General features: G+C 32.5%; 16 protein-coding genes. 11 read left to right on the forward strand and 5 right to left on the reverse strand.

The window, feature by feature from the left end; genetic code table 11:
- Positions 1-87 precede the first annotated feature (87 nt).
- Genes bioF through bioB form a run of 6 tightly spaced genes read left to right on the forward strand, consistent with a single transcriptional unit; the run spans position 88 to position 5,558 of the window.
- Positions 88-1,263, forward strand: coding sequence for an 8-amino-7-oxononanoate synthase (bioF, locus tag LWW95_06395; GenBank protein ID MDL1956658.1), 1,176 nt, complete (start codon positions 88-90; stop codon positions 1,261-1,263).
- A complete protein-coding gene (gene bioD, locus LWW95_06400) occupies positions 1,217-1,873 on the forward strand; it encodes a dethiobiotin synthase (protein ID MDL1956659.1) in 657 nt (218 codons plus the stop codon). The genes bioF and bioD overlap by 47 nt, the downstream gene beginning before the upstream one ends.
- A complete protein-coding gene (gene bioA / locus LWW95_06405; protein MDL1956660.1) occupies positions 1,874-3,229 on the forward strand; it encodes an adenosylmethionine--8-amino-7-oxononanoate transaminase in 1,356 nt (451 codons plus the stop codon).
- Complete coding sequence (locus LWW95_06410) at positions 3,219-3,869, forward strand: alpha/beta hydrolase (GenBank protein MDL1956661.1); 651 nt, start codon at positions 3,219-3,221, stop codon at positions 3,867-3,869. The genes bioA and LWW95_06410 overlap by 11 nt, the downstream gene beginning before the upstream one ends.
- The gene (locus LWW95_06415; GenBank protein MDL1956662.1) at positions 3,845-4,594 is read left to right on the forward strand and encodes a methyltransferase domain-containing protein; all 750 of its coding nucleotides are present in this window, start codon (positions 3,845-3,847) and stop codon (positions 4,592-4,594) included. Before LWW95_06410 ends, LWW95_06415 begins: the two co-directional genes overlap by 25 nt.
- Positions 4,581-5,558, forward strand: coding sequence for a biotin synthase BioB (gene bioB, locus LWW95_06420; protein ID MDL1956663.1), 978 nt, complete (start codon positions 4,581-4,583; stop codon positions 5,556-5,558). The genes LWW95_06415 and bioB overlap by 14 nt, the downstream gene beginning before the upstream one ends.
- On the opposite strand, the gene aroA is transcribed toward bioB, so the two are convergent.
- The 4 genes from aroA to LWW95_06440 are packed head-to-tail and all read right to left on the reverse strand — an operon-like array spanning position 5,544 to position 9,420.
- Entirely contained in the window at positions 5,544-6,803 is a 1,260-nt protein-coding gene (aroA, locus tag LWW95_06425; protein ID MDL1956664.1) for a 3-phosphoshikimate 1-carboxyvinyltransferase, read from the reverse strand. The genes bioB and aroA overlap by 15 nt on opposite strands.
- Positions 6,775-7,611 carry a shikimate dehydrogenase gene (locus tag LWW95_06430; protein ID MDL1956665.1) on the reverse strand — a complete coding sequence of 279 codons (837 nt, stop codon included), beginning with the start codon at positions 7,609-7,611 and terminating at the stop codon, positions 6,775-6,777. Before LWW95_06430 ends, aroA begins: the two co-directional genes overlap by 29 nt.
- Positions 7,608-8,600, reverse strand: coding sequence for a 3-dehydroquinate synthase II (locus LWW95_06435; protein ID MDL1956666.1), 993 nt, complete (start codon positions 8,598-8,600; stop codon positions 7,608-7,610). Before LWW95_06435 ends, LWW95_06430 begins: the two co-directional genes overlap by 4 nt.
- Before the next feature lies 1 nt (position 8,601).
- On the reverse strand, positions 8,602-9,420 hold the full coding sequence (locus LWW95_06440) for a 2-amino-3,7-dideoxy-D-threo-hept-6-ulosonate synthase (protein MDL1956667.1): 819 nt from the start codon (positions 9,418-9,420) through the stop codon (positions 8,602-8,604).
- 266 nt (positions 9,421-9,686) lie between these two features.
- Between LWW95_06440 and LWW95_06445 the strand changes: the two genes are divergently transcribed.
- Positions 9,687-9,917, forward strand: coding sequence for a hypothetical protein (locus tag LWW95_06445; protein ID MDL1956668.1), 231 nt, complete (start codon positions 9,687-9,689; stop codon positions 9,915-9,917).
- 10 nt (positions 9,918-9,927) lie between these two features.
- Entirely contained in the window at positions 9,928-10,908 is a 981-nt protein-coding gene (locus LWW95_06450; GenBank protein MDL1956669.1) for an aldo/keto reductase, read from the forward strand.
- Between the two features lies 1 nt (position 10,909).
- Here the strand turns inward: LWW95_06450 and LWW95_06455 are convergent, their stop codons facing one another.
- Positions 10,910-11,722 carry an AAA family ATPase gene (locus LWW95_06455; GenBank protein ID MDL1956670.1) on the reverse strand — a complete coding sequence of 271 codons (813 nt, stop codon included), beginning with the start codon at positions 11,720-11,722 and terminating at the stop codon, positions 10,910-10,912.
- 115 nt (positions 11,723-11,837) lie between these two features.
- On the opposite strand from LWW95_06455, the gene LWW95_06460 reads away from it, so the two are divergent.
- Genes LWW95_06460 through LWW95_06470 form a run of 3 tightly spaced genes read left to right on the forward strand, consistent with a single transcriptional unit; the run spans position 11,838 to position 16,948 of the window.
- Positions 11,838-13,472 carry a hypothetical protein gene (locus LWW95_06460; protein ID MDL1956671.1) on the forward strand — a complete coding sequence of 545 codons (1,635 nt, stop codon included), beginning with the start codon at positions 11,838-11,840 and terminating at the stop codon, positions 13,470-13,472.
- Positions 13,473-13,862: a (4Fe-4S)-binding protein gene (locus LWW95_06465; protein MDL1956672.1), complete on the forward strand. Its 390-nt coding sequence runs from the start codon at positions 13,473-13,475 to the stop codon at positions 13,860-13,862.
- Between the two features lie 14 nt (positions 13,863-13,876).
- Positions 13,877-16,948 carry an FAD-dependent oxidoreductase gene (locus LWW95_06470; protein MDL1956673.1) on the forward strand — a complete coding sequence of 1,024 codons (3,072 nt, stop codon included), beginning with the start codon at positions 13,877-13,879 and terminating at the stop codon, positions 16,946-16,948.
- The last annotated feature ends 13 nt before the right edge of the window (positions 16,949-16,961 follow it).

Consider the following 16,961-nt stretch of genomic DNA (forward strand, 5'->3'; position numbering starts at 1 on the left):
TATTTTAAATTTATTTCAAGTAGTTAAAATTTTAATAAATCCACATAACTTGACAGCATCGTTAACTTATTATTATTTAAGGTTAACATGTTTTTAAAGGATATAATTCAGGAATTGAAAGATATTAAAAAAAATAATCTTTTTCGCTACTTAAGAGAAATAATATTATTAGATCCTATTCATGCCATTATTGAAGGGAAAGAGGTCACTTTGTTTTGCTCAAATAATTATTTGGGGCTTACTCATCATAAAGAGGTAATTAAGGCAGCAAATGAGGCTTTAGAAAGGTATGGTGTTGGTGCTGGGGCAGCAAGATTGATTAGTGGGCATAATCCTCTTTATAAAGAGCTTGAAAATGCATTAGCTGAATTTAAGCAAACAGAAAAAACTCTTGTTTTTTCTACAGGCTATACAACAAATATAGGAACAATATCTGCCCTTGTAGGCAGAAGGGATGCCATTTTTTGTGATAGATTAGCCCATGCCTCTATTATAGATGGTTGTTTTTTAAGTGGGGCAAGGTTTTTTCGTTTTAAGCACAATGATTTGGTACATTTAGAGAAATTGATTAAAGAGGCAAATGCTTTTAGAAGGCGACTTATTATTACAGAAGGTGTATTTTCTATGGATGGTGATATAGCCCCTTTACCAGAGATTTATGAAATAGCAAAAAAGTATGATGCCATTTTGCTTGTAGATGATGCACATGGAACAGGTGTGCTTGGAGAAGGAAGGGGCAGTTTGTTTCATTTTAATATTAAGGGAGAAAGAATCATTCAGATGGCTACTTTGAGTAAAGCCATTGGTGCATTGGGAGGATTTGTGGCAGGGAATAAAGACTTAATAGATTATCTTATTAATAAAGCACGTTCCTTTATTTTTACTACAGCATTGCCACCTTCTGTTATAGCAGCAGCAAAAAAGGCAATAGAGATTATAGAAAAAGAACCAGAGCATTTAAAAAGGTTAAAAGAAAATATTTATTTTTTAAGGAAAGGGCTTAATGACTTAGGATTTAAATTGCCATCTTATCCTACACCTATTATTCCTTTAATTTTAGGCAATGAAGAAGATGCTTTAGATTTAAGTAAAAAGCTTTTTGATGCTGGTTTTTTTATCCCAGCCATCCGTCCACCTACAGTGCCAAAGGGGAGTTCAAGATTGCGTATAACTATAAGCAGTGTACATAAAAAAGAAGATATTGAGAGCCTTTTAGATGCAATTGAGTTTTTTTATCACAGGAACAGACACAGAGGTAGGTAAGACAGTTGTATGTGCTATTTTAGGTCTTTCCTTTAAACAAAGAGGGATGAATGTTGGTTATTTTAAGCCTGTACAATCTGGGGCAAAAAATCTTTTACCACCTGATGCCATATTTTTAAAAAAGATGCTTGATTTAAAAGAGGATCCAAAGAGATTATGTGCTTATATATTTGAGCCAGCTACTTCCCCCCATTTAGCCGCAAAATTAGCCAATATAGAAATAGATCCCATTTATATTAAAGAACAATTTGAAAGATTTAAAAATCAATATGAAGTCCTTTTAGTAGAAGGGGCAGGAGGGATTTTTGTTCCATTAAAGAAAGATTTTTTTATAAAAGATTTAATCAAAATGCTTGATTTACCTTTAATTATTGTCTCAAGACCATTCCTTGGCACTTTAAATCATACCTTCCTTACCATTGAATGTGCAAAAAAGGCAGGAATAAAGGTTTTAGGTGTAATAGTTAATAAAGTACCATTTAAAAAAGATAAAATAATTGAGGACAATATAGAGACGATTAAATGGAAGGCAAATGTTTTAGCTGTAATCCCTGAGATTGATTTAAAAAAAGAATTACTTTTAGAAGTGGCTAAAGAGATAGAGATTTAAATGAAAGAGATTGAACATTTAAGATACATAGATACACATATTATTTGGCATCCATTTACACAGATGAAGGAGTATGAGAATGAGAATGCACCTATTATTGTAGCAGGTGAAGGAAATTATTTAATTGATATTGAGGGGAGACGTTATTTGGATGGTGTTTCTTCTTTATGGGTAAATATTCATGGACATAGGGTAAAGGAGATAGATGAGGCAATAAAGAGACAGCTTGATAAGATTGCCCATTCCACCCTTTTAGGTATTGGTAATGTGCCTTCCATTCAATTGGCAGAAAAGCTTATAAAGATTACACCAAAATGTCTTACCAAAATATTTTTTTCAGACAATGGTTCTACTGGAGTAGAGATTGCCTTAAAGATGGCATTCCAATACTTTCAAAATATTGGAAAGAAAGAAAAAAAGAGGTTTCTTTCCTTTTATAATGCATATCATGGAGACACTTTAGGAGCAGTTGGTGTAGGGGGTATCTCCCTTTTTCATCAAATTTATGGAGATATTGTTATTTCATCTATAAAGGTACCTTCTCCCTATTGTTATCGCTGTCCTTATAAGAAAGAGCCATTAAATTGTAATAAAGAATGTTTTAAAGATTTAGAAGAAAATATAAGAAAATATGCATCTTCTTTAGCTGCTGTTATTATTGAGCCCATTATTCAGGCAGCAGCAGGTATGATTGTTTTTCCTAAAGGATATTTAAGGTTTTTAAGAGAACTATGTAATCATTATGAAATACTGCTTATCTGCGATGAAGTAGCAACTGGTTTTGGCAGAACAGGTAAGATGTTTGCCTGTGAACATGAGGATGTTTGCCCTGATTTTATGGTCTTAAGCAAAGGGATTACAGGTGGATATCTACCTTTAGCAGCGACATTAACAACAGAAGAGGTCTATCAGGCATTTTATGATGATTATGAAAAGTTAAAGACATTCTTTCATGGTCATTCTTATACAGGCAATCCTTTAGGATGTGCAGCTGCTATAGCAAATATAGAACTATTTGAAAAAAATAAAGTAATAGAAAGACTTTCTCCTAAAATTGATTTGCTCAAAAAGGAGCTTGAAAGATTTTTTGAGCTTAAGCATGTAGGGGACATAAGGCAGGCAGGTTTCATGGTTGGGATAGAGCTTGTAAAGGAAAAAAGAAAAAAAACTCCTTTTCCTTTAAAGGAGCGTATAGGGCATAAAGTCATTAGAGCAGCAAGAAAAAGGGGATTAATTATAAGACCACTTGGTGATGTGATTGTTATCCTTCCACCATTAAGTATTAGTGAAGAAGAATTAAAGTTTCTTTGTCATGTAGTTTATGAAAGTATAAAGGAAGTAACAGATGGAATGTAAGATATTTTTAAAAAATGTTTTAGATACACCCACCTATTTTTTATCTCCTCCTTCTGCCAAAGATAATGCCATTGTTTTACATGGTTATGGAAGTAATAAAGAGGAGATAATTGGTTGTGCCTTAACAATAGCAAGGGCAAATTTTAATGTATATGTGCCTGACTTACCAGGTCATGGAGAAAATAAAGAAACATTTAATTTAAAGACATTAAAAAAATTTGTTGAAGGACTTAAAAGATTTGAATTTAAATTAGCTCTTGGTCATAGCCTTGGGGCAAGGATTGTCTTTCAGCTTCCTTGTGAAAGGATTATCTTAATTTCCCCTCCTTTAGAAGCTATATTTGATGGGACAAAAAAAGAACTTTTAACTATTTTAAGAGCAAGAAGGGTAAAAGAAGAAAAATATTATGAAGGTTTAAGAGATGCCTTGAAATCATTGCCAATAACTTTTAAAGCATTTAAGGAAATTTTGTTTATTTATGCAAAAAATGATCTTTTAACTGTCAAAGAGGCAGCAAAAAGGGCAAGGGTATTAAATATAAAAATAGAAATTATCCCTGATGCAAATCACAATGATGTTATTTCATCTCAAATTACTTTTAAAAGGATAAAAGAATGGTTATCCCATTCTCTTTATTAGCTGATTTATATGAAAATAAAATAAATTTTTGGTTTTATTATTATATTGCAGATGCCTTATGTAAATTAATAAAAGATTTTTCTTTCAAAAATATTTTAGAGCTTGGAGCAGGTACAGGTATCTCTACGCAGGTTTTAAAAAGATACTTTCCTAAGGCAAAGATTTTTGCTACTGATCCATGTATAGAGATGTTGAGATTAGCAAAAAATAAGAATTTAAATAATGTAGATTATCTTGTTTTAAAAGCAGAGGATGTTATTTCTCTTAAAGAAAAATATGACCTTATCTTTGGTAACTTTTGTTATCATTGGTTTGAAAATGGTACAGCAATTAGATTAAAAAAATGTCTTAAAAAAGATGGTGTTTTAGCCTTTTCTATACCAATCAATTGTGCAGATGGTCTTTTAGGAAATAAGTTACTTTTAAATGTTTATCGCAATTTAAAAAAACATTATCATTTTTCTCATAGACCTTCATTGAGGTTTAAAGAGATATTAAAAGAGTTTAAGGACTTTAAATTATCTTACCATTTTCTCTCTTTTTCTGAATCTTATTCTGCTAATGAATGGTTTAAAATCTTATATAGTCGTGGTTCATGGCATTATCTTTTTAAAGGATATATAAAAGAGGCAAAAGATTTTTGGTTAAAATATGAAAATAAAAAAGAAATACCTTTAAGATGGCATATTTTACTTTTAATTGGGATTAATAATGGAAAATCTTAAACTTATTGAAGAAATAGCAAAAAGGATATTAAAAGGTAAAGATATCTCCTTTGATGATGCTTATTATTTAATGAAAATAAAAGGGGCAGATATTTATCATCTTCTTGCTTGGGCAAATCAGATAAGGGAGAAATTTAAAGGTAAAATAATAAATTTTTGTGGTATTATCAATGCAAAGTCAGGAAAATGCAGTGAAGATTGTGCCTTTTGTGCCCAATCAATTTATCATAAAACAAAAATAAGAGTTTATCCTTTAATGAGTGTTAAGGAGATTGTTTCTGAGGCAAAAGAGAGGATAAAACAAGGGGCAAAAAGAATAAGTATTGTAACAAGTGGACGAAAAGTAAATAATGAAGAATTAAAGATAATCTGTGAGGCAATAAGATATATAAAAGATATGGGGGTATTTAGCTGTGTATCTTTAGGGTTACTTGATAAAGAAGCACTTTTAAAATTAAAAGAAGCAGGTTTAAATCGTTATCATCACAATCTTCAAACATCAGAGGATTTTTATCCAAAGATATGTACAACTCATAGTTATGAAGAAAAAATAAATACTATAAAAGATGCAAAAGAAATAGGGCTTTCTGTTTGTTGTGGTGGCATTATGGGGATGGGAGAAAAAGAAGAGGATCAAATAAAATTAGCATTTTTATTAAAAAAATTAAATGTAGATGCAATACCAATAAACTTTCTTCATCCAATTGCTGGAACAAGATTGGAACATTTAAAACTTTTAACTCCACTTAATTGCTTAAAGATTATTGCCATTTATCGTTTTATTTTGCCAGATAAAGAGATTATTATCTGTGGTGGAAGGGAATTAAATTTAAGGCAATTACAAAACTTTATGTTTGTTGCTGGAGCAACTGGCACTATTGTTGGAAACTATCTCACTACAAAAGGACGCACCCCAGAGGCAGATATAGAATTGGCAGAGGATATGGAGTTAAAAATTAAATAACTCTGTTTCCCAAAATCCTGGGAAGGATTTTTTTACACAATCTGGATTTATGATTTCAATCTCTGGTACTTTAAGTCCAGCAATAGCAAAACTCATAGCAATACGATGGTCATTATACGTTTCAATAATGGTTCCATGTGGTTTTCCACCCTCAATAATAAGACCATCCTTTTTTTCTTCTACATTTATACCTATCTTTTTTAACTCATTAGCTAAAGCATGGAGACGGTCACATTCTTTATAACGTAAATGGGCAACATTTTTTATTTCTGTAACACCTTTTGCAAATGCAGCTACTATAGCTAAAGTAGGTACTACATCAGGCATATTGTTCATATCAACACTGATCCCTTTTAAATCTTTACCTATTACTTTTATTCCATTTTCTTTTATTTCAACCTTACAGCCCATTTTTTCTAAGATCCAAACAAATCCTATATCTGCTTGAGCAGAATCAGCATTAATTGGGCTTACTGTAATTTCACCTTTTAAAATAGCAGCTGCTGCCCAAAAATAAGATGCAGTTGAACAATCACCCTCAATGATATAATCTCTTGCCTTATAATTACCCTTTGGCACAAAAAAATATTGATAATCTTTATTTTCTACTTGGATACCAAAATCCTTCATTACTTTAAGAGTTAAATCTACATATGGTTTTGAAGAAAGTTTTCCTTTTACTTCAATAATACAATCATTTTCTGCATAGGGGGCAGCTAATAAAAGACCTGAAACAAATTGGCTACTAATAGATGCATCTATCTGTGTTTTTCCACCTTTAATACCATCTGCCTTAATAATCACTGGAGGACAACCATTGTCTTTTTCTGTATAAGCATCTACTTTCCATATCTTTAATGCATCAATTAAAGGTTGAATTGGTCTTTGTTGCATGCGTTCATTGCCTGTCAAGATAAATTGCCCTTTTCCTAAAGCACAAATGGCTGTTAAAAGACGCATTGATGTACCTGAGTTTCCTAAATAAATTGGATTTTTAGGAGAAGATATCTTTCCATTCTTACCATATATTTTAGCTGTATTATTTAAGGTTTCTATTTTAATACCCATTTGCTTTAAAGCAGATATGGTCAATAAGGTATCTTCAGCTAAAAGCAAATTTTTAAGTAAAGATTCACCTTCTGCCAAAGCAGCAACAATCAATGCCCTATGTGTTAAACTCTTTGAACCAGGAACATTGATATCTAATTTTATCCCTTCATTTAAGGGAAGGATTTTTCTTTTCATTTTTCAATACTTCTTTTGCTACTTTAAACATCTCTTCTACTGGTGCCTCCTTTCCTGTCCACAATCTAAATTGTTCTGCCCCTTGATAAACCAGCATCTTTAACCCTATTACTGTTTGACAACCCATTTCCTCTGCTTCTCTTAAAAGTCTTGTTTTTAAAGGATGATAAACAATATCCATAACTAAAGAAAAATTTTTAAGGATATCCTTTTTTAAAGGAGTATCTTCTATCTTTGGCCACATACCTACTGGTGTAGTATTGATTAATCCATAAGCCTTTATTTCTGAAGCCTTTTCTAAAGGTAATGCCTTTACCTTAAATTCATTTGCTAAGGCTAGCCCTTTTTCATAAGTCCTATTTAAAATAATTATTTCAGCTCCTTCCTTTTTAAGTCCATAAACTACTGCCCTAGCTGCTCCACCAGCACCAAGGACAATAAATCTTTTCTTTGAAATTTCTCCTTTTTCTTTTAAGGAAAGGATAACACCTAACCAGTCAGTATTAAAACCAAAAAGCTTTCCATCTTTATTTACCACTGTATTTACTGCCCCAATCTCTTTTGCTGTTTCATCTATTTTATCTAAAAAAGACATAATTTCTACTTTATGTGGTATAGTCACACTTAGCCCTTTAATGCCAAGTGCCCTTACTCCCTTTATAGCTGATGCTAAATCATTTACTTCAAATGCTACATAAATAGCATTAAGATTATAATAATTAAATGCTATGTTTTGGATGATAGGACTTAAACTATGCCTTACTGGATAACCAATTACAGCATAAACATCTGTTTCTGCATTAATCATTTTTCCATAATAGTCTCTTCTACTTTAATGCCAAAATGGCGACCTGCCTTTTCTATCGCTACAACTACTTCATCACCTGGTTTTAACTGCACTACAGAAATAGGTTTACCTTTAGGGGTGGTAAGACGGATTGTCTCAGCATTTTGCAATATAGTAGAAATTGTTTCCCCTTCTACCTCTGCCTCAACTAATAAAAGTGGACGCCTTTCTACCTTTACCCTACCTACTACACCAGGTCTAGTTTCACCTTGATGATTCACAATTAATACTTCATCTCCTGCCTTTAATTCAGAAAGATACTTTGTCTTCCCACCTATTACTCTGATATAGGCATGTACTGGACCTGCATTTACCCTAAATGGTCTTGGAGTAACATAAGGATTCTCTACATTTTCTGCATGGACAAGGAATAATCCACCACTGCTATTTCCCACAAGCATACCTTCTCCAATAGCCATTAAATCACATGTATCTACACAAACACGATAACCCATCCCCAGTTGTTTAATATTTTTTACTTTAGCCACTTTAACTTCTATCTTCTCTGACCACCTTTTTACTAAATCCAAAATCTTTTTTACCTCACTAATATCCTTTGTATTTACTACTACTCCATCTACACCTCTTTCTAATATTCCAAGTAAAGTTCTAGCTTCTTCTGCAGTGCTTGCCTCAGCAAAGAGATTTGTTGTTTGGGCAACAAGGTTTTCTAATGGAATAATCTTCCAATCTTTAGCTGTGACAACAACAATCTTTTCCTTTGTTAATTTTAAAATCTTTTCTTCATCTTCTTTACTTTTTATCTCATAAAAAACCACATCTTTATCAATCTTTATATCTCCATCTGCTGCTACTGTTTTCATCCTTCCCAAAGCCTTTACTGCTTCAGTCTTTCCTTCTTCTACTACAATGGCATCTGCCCCACCCTCAATAGCGGTAGTAACTAATTTTTTCTGCCAAGGTATAACTTTTACCCATACTTTTTTCATCTTAATCCTCCAATTCTTTCATAGCTTCCTCAACACTTATATTTTCATGGACTATCCTAGCGATAGCCCTTACTATCTTTCTTGGATCTTTATGTTGGAAGGCATTCCTTCCAATAGAAACACCTGCACCACCTGCTTCTATTGCCCCCTTTACCATTTCTAAAACTGCTTTATCTGAATCCATTTTTGGCCCGCCAGCAATCACTACTGGCACTGGACAGCCTTCAACTACCTTTCTAAATGTCTCTGATGAACCTGTATAAGATACTTTTACTACATCTGCCCCCAATTCTGCCCCTAATCTTGCACAATGGGCAATAATATCTGGATCATAACTATCTTTAATCTTTGGCCCTCTTGGATAAACCATGGCTAATAAAGGCATACCCCATTCTAAAGCCTTCTGTGCAACTTCACCAAAATCCCTTAACATTTCCCTTTCATTCTCATCACCAAGATTAACATGGATAGATACACCATCTGCTCCTAATTTTATCGCCTCTTCTACTGTACAAACAAGTGTCTTTGTATTTGGATGTGGAGATAAAGAAGTGCTACCAGAAAGATGAATAATTAAACCTACATCAGGGCCTCCACCTCTATGACCTGCTGTTACAATTCCTTTATGAATAACAATGGCATTTGCTCCCCCAAGCGCTACTTCATTGATTATTGTCTTCATATCTGTTAAACCTAAAATAGGACCAACAGTAACACCATGATCCATAGGTATGATTACAGTCTTTCCTGTTTCTCGATTAAAGATCCTTTCTAACCGTATCCTTTTTCCAATCTGTTTCCCTGCTAAAGCAATTCCCATTTTCAACCTCCTTTTCTATTTTAAAATAAAAAAGCCGTGAAGGTTCACTCCACGGCTTTTCTATTTCAGCCGTGGGCGCCTGTTTGGTCTGCCCACGGCCTTTCTCCTTTTTATAGTTTCAAAAGACAGTGGGCAGACCCCACTTATAATAATAAAAATAACCGTATTTTAAACCTACCTTCTTCATCTCTTTTTCAATCCGAGTCTATTAACATGCAAAAAAAATGTTGTCAATACCATTTTTTTCTTTTATAAAATCTAAAATAATGTTAATTGTAAAATGTGCTAAATGTAAAAGAAAAATATTTAAATATTTAAAAATCGGAAAGGGGCGTTTATTACGTTGCTGGAAGGAACGGATAATTAAAAATTATAGTGTGCAAGAAGGTATTAAAGTTAAATGTCAATGTGGTAATGTGATTGGCATTGATAAAGGAAGATGGATAAAAATGAAACAAAATGCTTTTATTTATTCAGGTACAGTAATAAGGAAATAGGAGTAGTGAGATGTATTATAGGATGTTAAAAGGAACAAATTTAAAAGTATCTGAAATTGGTTTAGGAACGTGGGTTTTAGGAGGTTGGCTTTGGAGTGGAATAGATGAAAAAGAAGCTATAAATACAGTAAAAGAAGCAATAGAATCAGGTATAAATCTTATAGATACTGCTCCTGTTTATGGATTTGGTAAATCAGAAGAAATTGTAGGCAAAGGAATAAAAGGTTTTGATAGAGAGAAGATAATCATTGCTACAAAAGTAGGGCTTGAATGGGATGAAAATGAGAGAATTAAAAGGAATTCTTCAAGAAAAAGGATACTTAAAGAAATAGAAGATTCTTTAAAAAGATTAGATATTGAATATATTGATATTTACCAAATTCATTGGCCTGACAAAAAGACTCCTTTTAAAGAAACAATGGAAACCATGATGGAGTTAAAAGAAAAGGGACTTATAAAATATATTGGAGTAAGCAATTTTTCTGTTGAACAGATGGAAGAATGTAAAAAATATGGAGAATTTAATATCTTACAGCCACCTTATAATTTCTTTGAAAGAGAGATACAGAATGAAATTTTGCCCTATTGTATTAGAAATAATATAGGCATTTTAGCTTATGGCGCACTTTGTCGAGGTCTTTTAACTGGCAAATTTAAAGGGGATGAAACATTTGGGGAAAATGATATAAGGCATTTTGACCCAAAATTTCAAGGAGGTACATTTAAAAAATATGCAGAATTGGTTAAAAAGCTTGATGAAATTGCGCAATCTATAGGAAAGAGAGTGAGCCATTTAGCAATAAGATGGCTTTTGCAACAAAACGGTGTAGATGTAGCTTTAGTAGGAATGCGGAATAGAAAACAACTTAAAGAGAATCTTAAAGCTACAGATTTTGTTTTAGAAAAATCTATTATAGAAAAGATGGAAAAAATATTTAAAGAATCAAATGTGCCTATATTAAGCCCAAAATTTATGGCACCGCCAGATTAAATTATAACAAATCGCGGATTGCCATGTCTTTAACAACTTGCTCAATTATATCTGCTCCAATAATCTTTTTGTCAGTTGCATAGCCTTCGATTAAGGCATGATCACAAATAATGTTTATTATCCTTGGTATACCTTTGGAATAAGTATAAATTCTGTCAATTGCTTGTGCATTAAATATATTGCTTTTCCCACCAGCTTTGATAAGTCTGGTTTTGATATAATTTTCAGTTTCTTTTCGATTAAGTGGATTAAGGATAAATCTTAAGGCTATACGTTGACGCAGTTGTCTCAATTTTGGTGTATTTAATTTTTCCCAAAGCTCAGGTTGACCACAGAGGACAATTTGAAGAAGTTTTTGATTATTTGTCTCTAAATTAAGTAAAAGTCTGATTTCCTCTAAAAGGAGTGGACTTAAATTATGCGCTTCATCAACAACAATGACTACTGCTTTTTGTTCTTCTAAACATTGAGTTAAAAATTTATTTAAGGATATAAGAAAATCTGCTTTATTATTAGGTCTAGATAATCCTAGTCCTTCACAAACCAAATGAAAGAATTCAATTGGTTCTAAAATAGAATTAAAAATAAAAGCAGAAAGACCTCCAGTATGTTTTAGATAATTTAAAAATGACTTTAAAATTGTAGTTTTCCCAACACCTACTTCACCGGTAAGAAGAATAAGCCCTTTTTTCCCTCTTACACCATAAATCAATTGAGCTAATGCTTCACGATAAGATTCTGTAAGATAAAGAAAATCAGGGTCAGGCGTAAGATTAAATGGGTCTTTAGTAAAACCATAAAAATGCTTGTACATTTATAAGCATTTTTTCGAATATTTGTTGTATTGTCAAGCTTTTATTTTGTACCTGTTGACAAAAAAAAGGTTTGAGGTTATAAGCTCGCTATGTTCTAAAGGAATAGAGGTTAAGATGTTTGGCTGGCAAGGTAAATTATTACGTATTGATTTAGAAACAAAAAAGATTTCAATAGAGGATTTAAAAACAGAAGATCTGTTAGACTTTCTTGGAGGTAGAGGTTTAGGAGTAAAATTTTTTACTAATGAAGTAAATGCAGATATAGATCCATTTGCTCCAGAAAATAAAATTGTTATTGCTGTTGGTCCTCTTACTGGCACAGGAGCAAGCAGTGCATCACTTTGTTCAATTGTCACTAAATCTCCTTTAACAAATACCATTATTAGTGCACAAGTAAAACTTTATTTTGGGGCAGAATTAAAGGCTGCAGGTTATGATGTTGTTATTATTGAAGGTAAAGCACTTTCTCCTACTTTAATATCTATTAAAGATGATGATGTATCTCTTTTACCAGCTGATTTTTTATTTGATAGACCTACAGATGAAGCTTTGTCTCTTTTTCAAATTTCCTTTAATGATCCTTGGGTAGCTAGAGAGACAAGATTTTTACATATTGGACCAGCTGGACAAAAACATTTGCCATTAGCAAATTTAATAACTGATGGTCTTCCTGTTGCTAATAGTGTTGGTATTGGGGCTGTTTTTGGCAGTAAGAATTTAATAGGTATTGCAGTAAGAGGTACAAAAGATATTTTGCTTTATGATGGGGAAGTCTTTTTTAAAACCGTTTTTAAAGATCTTGAAAATCTTTCTGAAAATTTAAAAAGTTTTTCAGATTTATCCACTTATTTAGTCTTTGAAGATTTTATAGAACATAACATATTAGCCTGTTGTTATTTTATACAACCATTTGCTAGTGAAGTAACACTTTCTCAAATAAAGGAAATTTGGAAAAGACATCGTGGTTGTTTTTCTTGTCCTATAGCATGCTTAAAAACAACATTAAGAGGGGATTTCCTACCAGAAATAGATGCTTTTATGTCTCTTGGGCCTCTTTGTGGCATTTATGATGTGAAAAGTATTTCAAAGATATACGCACTTTGTATAAAATTGGGATTAGACCCAGTTGAGACAGGGCTTAGTATTTCTTGTGCTATGGCTATGAAAGAAAAAGGTTTATTTGATGATGAATCTGTGCCTTTTTTTGGTGATAAAAAAGCTATTTTAGAGCTTATTCCAAAAATTGCCAAAAAAGAAAGTCCCTTGGCCAATGGTGCTTTTAAATTATGTCAAGAACTTAATAATCCTGATTTATTTTTGGGAGTGAAAGGAAGAAGTATAGTTTTTGACGTAAGAAATCACCATTATTTAGGTTTAGTTTATGCTACATCAAATTGTGGTGCTACTCACCTTAATGGGTTTGTTTTTACTAAAGAAAATTATGATGAGATTCCTCAAAAGGTTAAATTAATGCAAGATAAAATTGCTGTTTTGGAAAGTTTAGGAATATGTCCTTATATTTTAAAAGGAATTTCTTTAGAGAATTTATTAACTGTTTTTCAAGCAACTACTGGAGTTACCTTAACTAAAGAGGAATTTCTTAAAAAAGGTGAAGAAATTTATCAAATTGAGCATAATTTTAATGAAAAGGCAGGAATAAAGCGTGATGCTGATATGCTTCCAGTAAAATTTTCTTTCCCTGAATTTGAGAAAATACTTGAGTCTTATTATAAATTAAGAGGGTGGTAAATGGAAAGAATTCGTATAGATCATACAAAGTGTACTGGTTGTCGTTATTGTGAATTAGCTTGTTCTCTTAATCATCTATCAACTGCTTTTAATCCAAAAAAAGCAAGGATTCGAGTATTGAAAGAAGGTAAAAGATTCTTCCCAGTAATTTCTGGTCCTCACACTGAAGCAGCTTGTAATATTAAAGTAGACTTAGTAATTGGTGAAAAAGTTTATGATTTTTGTGATCTCTGTCGTGCTGCTTGTCCTTATAAAGGGGTGTTTAAAGACCCAGTAACAGAGATTCCATTACAATGTGATTTTTGTGGAATAGATGCCCCTGGGCCTGCTTGTGTAAAGTGGTGTCCCAGTGGGGCATTAACATTAGTAGAAGTTCCATCTTATTATTAAAGGAAATTTAAAAAATGAGTTTAAACAGTTATATGCCTCCAATAGGGGCAGTAATGATTATTGGAGGTGGTATTGCTGGTATTCAAGCGTCACTTGATTTAGCAGAGGCGGGTTTTAAAGTATATCTAGTGGAGAAGAGTCCTTCCATTGGGGGAAAAATGGCTCAGTTGGATAAGACTTTTCCTACAAATGATTGTTCTATGTGTATTCTATCACCAAAACTTTCAGAATGTGGTCGTCATATAAATATTGAAATTATCACATTAGCAACAGTAAAAGCTATTTCTGGAGGCCCTGGACATTTTAATGTTGTTCTTCATAAGGAGCCACGCTATATAGATGAAACTTTATGTACCAATTGCGGTTTATGTATTCAATATTGTCCTACATTAGTACCTGATAAATATAATGAAAGTTTTTCCTATACTAAATGTATCCATTTGCCTTTTACTCAAGCTATTCCTGCAGTGCCTGTGATTGAGCCAGATTATTGTCTTTTTCTTAAAGATCAAATGTGTCAAATTTGCACACTTGTTTGCACTTATAAGGCTATTGATTTTAAACAAAAACCAGAAGATAAAGAGATTGAAGTAGGGGCTATTATCCTTGCTTCAGGTTATGAAATATTTGATGCAAGAATAAGAGGAGAATTTGGTTATGGTCGTTATTCAAATGTGATTACTGCCCTTGAATTTGAACGTTTGATTTCTGCCAGTGGCCCTTATTTTGGTCATCTTAAAAGACCATCAGATAGAAAGATACCAAAAAGAATTGCTTGGATTCAGTGTGTTGGTTCAAGAGATAGGGCATTAAATCGTGGTTATTGTTCTTCAGTATGTTGTATGTATGCTACAAAAGAAGCCATATTAGCAAAGGAACATATTCCTGAATTAAAAGCAACTATCTTTTTTATTGATATTCGTGCCTTTGGTAAAGGCTATGAACAATATTATGAAAGGGCTAAAAAACAATATGGAATAAATTATGTAAAAAGTCATATTTCTACTATAAAGGAAGATCCTCGAACAAAAAATCTTTTAATTACTTATCTTAATGAAGAAGGGCAAAGAAAAGAAGAAGAGTTTGATTTAGTAGTGCTTTCTGTTGGCTTAGGGACATCATCAGAAATTAAAAGATTGGCTAAAGTTTTAGGAATTAATTTAAACCATTATTGTTTTTGCTCTACTAATCCATTTACACCAGTTGAAACAAATCGTCCAGGTATTTATGTATGTGGTGTTGTTAGTGCTCCTAAAGATATTCCTGAAACAGTAATGGAAGCAAGTGGAGCAGCAGCAGCTGCAGAAGCACTATTAGCAAAAGCTCGTTATAGTCTAACTTGTAAAAAAGAAATAGTGCCAGAAAAAGATGTTTCTCAAGAGGAACCAAAAGTTGGTGTATTTGTCTGTCACTGTGGTACAAATATTGCTGGAGTACTTAATATATCAAAATTGGTAGAATTTGCAAAAACATTACCTTATGTAGTTTATTCTACTGATCTCCTTTATGCTTGTGCTATAGATGCTCAAGCAAAGATAAAAGCAGCTATTACTGAACATGATTTAAACCGTATAGTAATATGTGCCTGTACCCCCCGTTCTCATCTTCCTCTTTTTCAAGAAGTAGCACAAGAGGCTGGGCTTAATCCTTATCTTGTAGAAATGGCTAATATTAGAGAACATAATAGTTGGGTACATAGTCGAGCTGGTGAGTTAGCAATGGAGAAGGCAAAAGCTGCTATTTATATGGCTGTGGTAAAAGCAATTAGATTAAAACCTTATAAAGCTCAAGAATATTCAGTAAATAAATCAGCATTAGTAGTTGGCGGTGGCATTTCTGGAATGACAGTTGCTTTAGAATTGGCTGCCCAAGGCTTTAATGTATATCTTGTAGAAAAAACAAATCAACTTGGAGGGGTAGCAATAACAAAATATAAAACTATTGAAGGAGAGAATGTCCAAAATTTTTTAAAAAATTTAATTGAAAAAATAAAAAATGAAGAAAAAATTAAAATTTATTTAAATAGTGAAGTAATAAAAAGTGAAGGGTTTATTGGAAACTTCTTGACGCAAGTCAAAGATCATGTTACGGGCGAAATAAAAGAAATTAAACATGGGGTGACGATTATAGCTACTGGAGCACAGGAATTTAAACCCTATGGTTTTTATTGTTATGGAAAACATAAATGTATCCTTACTGCAAGAGAATTAGAAGAAGAAATAGCAAAAAATAAAGAACAATTTAAAAAAGTAAAAGAAGTTGTCATGATTCAATGTGTAGGGTCAAGAGATGAAGAAAGACCTTATTGCTCACGAGTTTGTTGTACATTAGCTATTCAAAATGCTCTTAATTTAAAAGCCATAAATCCTAATATTGAGATTTATATCCTTTATAGAGACATTCGCACTTATGGTTTTAAAGAGGATTATTATGCTAAGGCACGTCAATTTAATGTTAAATTTATTCGATTTGAAAAGGAAAGACCACCATTGGTTTCTGTTGAAAACAACCAAATAAAAGTGCAAGTATATGAACCTGCTCTTAAAGAAGAAATAGAATTGAATCCGGATTTTCTTATTTTGAGTGCAGCTATTACACCAAATCCTGATAATGAAAAACTTTCTCAAATTTTTAAAATTTCTCTTACACAAGATAAGTTTTTTCTAGAAGCCCATATGAAATTGCGTCCAGTGGATTTTGCTACAGATGGGATATTCTTATGTGGATTAGCCCATGGCCCTAAATTTATTAGTGAAAGCATTGCTCAAGCAAAGGCAGCTGCTAGTCGAGCAGCTACAATATTGACAAAACCTGTATTAAAAGGTGAAGCACTTATTGCTGAAGTATATGATGAGAAATGTGATGGATGTGCTTATTGTGTAGAAGTATGTCCTGCTAAAGCAATAAAATTGCTTGAATATATTCATAAAAATGAGGTAAAAAAAGTGGTGGAGGTTAATGCCTCTTTATGTAAAGGATGTGGTAATTGTATGGCTACTTGTCCAAAACAAGGTATCATGGTAAGAAATTTTACTTTAGATATTTTCTCAGCCATGATCGAGGCTGCTTTAACTCCACCAACCTAAAAGGAGGGAATAA

It is taken from the genome of Candidatus Desulfofervidus auxilii, assembly GCA_030262725.1.
GTDB lineage: Bacteria > Desulfobacterota > Desulfofervidia > Desulfofervidales > Desulfofervidaceae > JAJSZS01.